We start from the raw sequence: 4621 nt of genomic DNA, 5'->3' as shown, positions 1-4621 counted from the left end.
AAACTCCTGAATTAGCTGCAGAGCCAACATCAGCATCAAAAGCGGAAGCATTGAATGCGGGCAATGCTGTGGCCGTTGATAAGCCTGATGCCGTTAGTCAAGATTTAAGTGAGTTAGATTGGCCGCGACAGGCGCTTCGACTTGGTCTCACCGGGATGACGCAAAACCTGTTGATGAATATGGTAAAACAAGTGGGCGAGCAAGGGCTTATAATGAGCGTAGAGTCGGGCCATTATCGCTTGCTGAATGATTCACACAAGAAAAAAATCAAATTGGCTTTAAAGGAAGCCGATTTGTGGGACGGGCCGGTTGAGTTTATTGAAGGGCTCGATGGTTCGCAGGAAACGCCGGCAATGTGGCGGGAACGGATGCGTGAAGAGCGTTTGGTCGAGGCAAAACAGAGCTTGTTTGCAGACCCTAATGTACAACAGTTAATTGCTGAGTTTGATGGACGCTTGATTGAAGAGAGCGTCGTATCGCTTAGCCCCATTGAATAGGAGTCAAATATGTTCGGTGGCAAAAATATGGGCGACATCATGAAACAAGCCCAAAAAATGCAAGAAGAGCTTCAAAAGCAGCAGGAAAACATTGCTAACGAAGAGGTTACTGGCGAGTCTGGCGCAGGCTTGGTGAAAATTACGATGAATGGTCGTCATGATGTTAAAAATGTCGAGCTTGATTCATCTGTGATGACAGAAGATAAGGAGTTTCTGGAAGACCTTCTTGCCGCGGCTGTGAACGATGCGGTCAGAAAGGTCGAAGAAAAAAATCAAAAAGCAATGTCAGGTCTCGCTTCAGGCATGGGCATGCCGCCTGGCTTCAAGATGCCTTTCTAGAACATGTTGAGTATCAGCACAGTATGAGATTTGGACCGGTTATAGATGAGCTTATTGAAGCACTTAGAGTGCTTCCTGGTGTTGGTCAAAAAACAGCGCAGCGTATGGCGCTAGACCTTCTGGAGCGAAAGCGAGAGGGGGGGATGCGCTTATCCTCTGCCTTGGCTCAGGCAATGGAGCATGTAAAGCGTTGTCATACGTGTCGAAATCTTACAGAGGCAGAGAGCTGTGCGCTATGCAGTGATAGCCGTCGTGATGACACGATCCTGTGTGTTGTTGAATCGCCAAGTGATTTGTTAGCCATAGAGTTATCCCGGCAGTTCCCGGGCAAGTACTTTGTCCTAAGTGGTAGTTTGTCGCCTATCGATGGGCGAGGCCCTGATCAGGTAGGTATTCCTTTGCTTATTGATCAAGTTAACGGGCGGCCTATCAAGGAGCTTATTTTGGCAACAAACCCTACCGTAGAGGGGGAGGCAACAGCCCACTTTATTTCTGAAATCTTTCGAGAGAAAGACGTACTGATTACGCGACTGGCGCATGGCATTCCCTTAGGTGGGGAGCTAGGCTTTGTCGATGGTGGCACTTTAGGGCATGCTTTTTCTGGTCGGAAACCTGTATAAAAATGACAACCACTACCTCGGTCGATATCGACTCGATCCCATATATCTGGATAGATACAGATAGTCGTTTAGAGCAATGTGTAAACCGCTGGGTAAAAGAACCCTATTTGATTTTCGATACGGAGTTTGAGCGCAGTAACACATATTTCGCGAAAGCTGGTTTGATTCAGGTTGCTGCGTCGGGCAAAACCTATTTGATTGATCCTCTCGCTGTATCAACTTTGAAGCCTCTGGCGTCAGTACTTTCTAGTCCTGATATCGTTATTGTGTTGCATTCCATGAGTGAGGATATCGATCTTTTAGGTCATATCTGTGATTGCTCGATACGTAATGTCTTCGATAGTCAGATCGCGACAGCCTTTCTAGGGAAGGGTATCTCTGTCGGCTACCAACGTTTAGTCGATTTGATGCTTGGTGTTGCCTTAGATAAAGGCGAAACGAGATCTGATTGGCTGGCGAGACCGTTGACGAAAAAACAGCTGCATTACGCTGCGGCTGACGTGCATTACCTGGAAGACATTTATCTTAAGCTCCGTGATCAGCTTACTTCCTCCCCATGGTTTGGCGCTGTTGAAGAAGAGTGTGCGCGTCAGGTTGCGACGATTGAATCGATGGGGGGGCATCCCGAACTAGCTTACTTGAAGCTGCGTGGTGCTTGGGATCTTCCCGTCGAGCGGCAATATGTTTTGCAGCAATTGACAGAGTGGCGGGATGTGAGAGCCGTCGAACATAATATCCCCAAGAGCTGGGTATTTAGTGATGCGCAGTTAATAGAGGCGGCGAGAACGTCTCCGACAACTCAGGGAGAGTTGTTCAAGCTGCCGAAAGCAAAGCCGAAGTCGATTAAGCGTTATGGCTCCGAGTTACTGAGCTTGCTCAAAGAATGTGAGGTAAGCGTGCCCGCGGATTTTTGTGTCGTTGAGCGGCCAATCAAAGGTAAAGAGCTTGAGTTCTATAAGAAGATTAAAAAGCTTGTAGCGGACGCTGCTCAGGGCGCGGGTTTAGATCCCCAGTTGATCGCCGGTAGAAAGCAAATGGAAGCTTGGGTTATCCACTTTTGGCGGGAGAAACATAAGGATATGCCAGAATTGTTATCTGGTTGGAGAGGGCCTTTGCTCGAAGACCCGCTCCGACGTCTAGTCGCCGCTTCTATATCTTAAGAGAGTTTGAAAATGACAGGGTATACCAACGCAAACAAGCGTTTTTGCAGTATTTATAAGAGTAGCAAAAAGGCAGAGATGTACTTGTATGTCGATCGCTCGCAGGATGTAAGCAAGCTGCCTGAGGGCTTGATGCTGGCTTTTGGGTCTCCCACAAAAGTAATGGATATTGTTTTGACGCCCGAGAAAAAACTCGCGCGCGCAGATTCAGAAAAAGTGTTGGCTGCGATCGAGGAGCAGAGTTTTTATCTTCAGATGCCGCCGACAGATCAGGATGCGGATGCAAATCTGGCAATGGCACCGCGAGATGCGTTAAATGGCTGATGCCAAAGTACCATTTTGGGAGCTTAAAACGCTCGCTGAAATGAGCGTTGGCGAGTGGGAATCTCTCTGTGACGGTTGTGCAAAGTGTTGCTTGCACAAGTTGCAGGACGAAGAGACGGATGAAATTTTTTATACATCTGTCGCGTGTGAGAAGCTTGATCTCGATACGTGTCGCTGTTCTGTTTACGAACAACGACTACATTATGTGCCTGACTGTCTTGACCTAACGCAGGGGAATCTGGATGAGCTGAGTTGGCTGCCCAGTTCTTGCGCTTATCGCATTGTTGCTGAGGGGCGCAGGTTGCCAGATTGGCATCATCTGGTTTCTGGTGATTTTAAAAGCATCCACAAGGCGGGTATGTCTGTCGTAGGTCGTGTTGTTTCTGAAACTGAAGTTCCTGCGCAAGAGTTGGAGCTTTATATTATCGACGAGTTTAAAACGGAAAACTGATTGTGGCTTTATTGTCTTCTTATACTATTGCCTGGCTCATTTATCTTCTCTCCGCCGTTGGGGCGATGATCGTCTTTTGGCGCTTAACTCGAAACCTCAAGTGGCGCCGCACGAGACGCGTCCTTAGGATTGTGGTTGCAGTGACTTTGCTGACGCCCATGAATATTGTCTCGGGAGGCTTTTGGCTCGCACCAGCATTTTTGGTCGCAGCCTATGCCTTGGCGCAATCTCACATGGAAATCGTGCAGCAGGCACTTACTGTTATGGCGGGCGCTGTAGGGGTGATGGTCGTTGTTGTCTTGCTTGAGTCGGTAGGTCGGCGCCTGCTCGGTTTGAGGTATGGGGAATGATAAAGCCTGGGGTGTATCAGCACTATAAAGGTCAGCGTTACGAAGTACTTGGTTTAGCGCATCATAGCGAGACAGAAGAGGAGCTTGTTGTGTATCGAGCTTTATATGGAGAGCATGGTTTGTGGGTTCGCCCTTACCGTATGTTTGTTGAGGAGGTGTCTATAAATGGTGAGCTTCTTCCAAGGTTTCGTTTCCTCGATCAAAACTCTATTTAAAACAGTTATCTATACTGTTTTTTTCAAGTAAGTCGTTCAGACTTTCGTTGTTGTTATTGAATTTTCTGCTATACCTAAACGTACTTAGTCAAAAAAGTTTTTGCTTTTGCATGGAAGTCTTTCAGGGTGGCATGAATGGTACGCACGCTTGGTAGTTTCGTTCGTTTGAGTTTGAGCGCGCATGCTCTTGTTTTTCTCATTTCCTTTTCGGTAAGTGCGCTGAGCTTTGCTGAAGAAACCAGCGCTCCTGATGTTCGGCTCGTTATCGACATATCGGGCAGTATGAAGAAAAACGATCCCCAGAATTTACGTATTCCCGCGGTGAATTTGTTGACCGAGCTGGTGCCTGATGGCAGCGAGGCGGGTGTCTGGACTTTCGGTCAATGGGTCAACAATCTTGTGCGCTTTCAAGTCGTTGATGACGCATGGCGCGCGATGGCGAAAGAGAAAGCAAAAGAGATCAATTCTGTCGCTTTGCGGACCAATATCGGTGCTGCGCTCGAAAAGGCCTCAGAGAATCTCGAAGCAGGGCAACAATACCCGAACACGCATTTTATTCTATTGACGGATGGTATGGTCGATATCGACAAGGAGCCTGCGAAAAATACAGCCGAGCGTGAGCGTATTCTTGGCCCTGTGCTAGCGCGTATAGCGCAAACAGGCGC

Annotated in this window: 9 protein-coding genes; all 9 read left to right on the top strand. The window is 47.9% G+C overall.

Going from position 1 to position 4621, the window contains the following annotated elements; all coding sequences use genetic code 11:
- On the top strand, positions 1-497 hold a 497-nt coding region (locus A3751_RS07600; protein WP_156492320.1), incomplete at its 5' end, for a DNA polymerase III subunit gamma/tau C-terminal domain-containing protein.
- Between the two features lie 9 nt (positions 498-506).
- Positions 507-836, top strand: coding sequence for a YbaB/EbfC family nucleoid-associated protein (locus A3751_RS07595; RefSeq protein WP_068453956.1), 330 nt, complete (start codon positions 507-509; stop codon positions 834-836).
- A gap of 23 nt (positions 837-859) precedes the next feature.
- Entirely contained in the window at positions 860-1456 is a 597-nt protein-coding gene (gene recR, locus A3751_RS07590; protein WP_068453954.1) for a recombination mediator RecR, read from the top strand.
- A 2-nt stretch (positions 1457-1458) separates the two neighbouring features.
- Positions 1459-2616 (top strand): ribonuclease D, encoded by a 1158-nt coding sequence (rnd, locus tag A3751_RS07585; protein WP_068453953.1) that lies wholly within the window; start codon positions 1459-1461, stop codon positions 2614-2616.
- A 12-nt stretch (positions 2617-2628) separates the two neighbouring features.
- Positions 2629-2940 carry a YcgL domain-containing protein gene (locus tag A3751_RS07580; protein WP_068453952.1) on the top strand — a complete coding sequence of 104 codons (312 nt, stop codon included), beginning with the start codon at positions 2629-2631 and terminating at the stop codon, positions 2938-2940.
- Positions 2933-3391, top strand: a complete 459-nt coding sequence (locus tag A3751_RS07575; protein WP_068453951.1) for a YcgN family cysteine cluster protein — start codon at positions 2933-2935, stop codon at positions 3389-3391. Before A3751_RS07580 ends, A3751_RS07575 begins: the two co-directional genes overlap by 8 nt.
- Before the next feature lie 158 nt (positions 3392-3549).
- A complete protein-coding gene (locus A3751_RS22125) occupies positions 3550-3741 on the top strand; it encodes a hypothetical protein (RefSeq protein WP_156498818.1) in 192 nt (63 codons plus the stop codon).
- Positions 3738-3956 (top strand): DUF1653 domain-containing protein, encoded by a 219-nt coding sequence (locus A3751_RS07565; protein ID WP_197466224.1) that lies wholly within the window; start codon positions 3738-3740, stop codon positions 3954-3956. Before A3751_RS22125 ends, A3751_RS07565 begins: the two co-directional genes overlap by 4 nt.
- Before the next feature lie 135 nt (positions 3957-4091).
- On the top strand, positions 4092-4621 hold a 530-nt coding region (locus tag A3751_RS07560), incomplete at its 3' end, for a vWA domain-containing protein (RefSeq protein WP_156492318.1).

This window comes from Oleiphilus sp. HI0080, from assembly GCF_001635135.1.
The sequence above is the reverse complement of the archived record's forward strand: the minus strand, read 5'-3'. Positions and strand labels throughout refer to the sequence as shown.